This is a genomic window from Alkalicoccobacillus porphyridii, assembly GCF_007293315.1.
Classification (GTDB): Bacteria; Bacillota; Bacilli; order Bacillales; family Bacillaceae_D; genus Alkalicoccobacillus; species Alkalicoccobacillus porphyridii.
Genome location: NZ_VLXZ01000139.1, coordinates 1 through 301, shown reverse-complemented (window position 1 = coordinate 301; position 301 = coordinate 1). Strand labels below are relative to the sequence as shown.

Here is a 301-nt window from a genome sequence, read left to right as displayed (position 1 = left end):
ATGGCTGGATTATGTCGTCAATTAAAAATGCGGCGAGTAGATTAGCAAATATCCACGCTTTCGCGAGTTCAGGTTCCTTTGCACGCAAAGCATCCAGGTGCAGCAAACTTTTGAGCCGCTTAAAAGCCAGTTCAATTTGCCATCGCAGACGGTAACAATCAGCCACTTGCTCTGCTGAATATTCATCTTCCGGTAATGATGTTAGCAATAGCACATGGCCCGCTGCTTCCAGCGTTTCCGCCTGAACTACTCGTCCTTTTCGACGATTCTCGCTGAGCAGTCGGGTTTTACTGATTAATGC

At 47.2% G+C, this 301-nt stretch carries 1 protein-coding gene; it reads right to left on the bottom strand.

What is annotated here, in order from left to right:
• The coding region (locus tag FN960_RS23820; protein WP_143850794.1) for a transposase at positions 1-301 on the bottom strand (301 nt) is incomplete at both ends.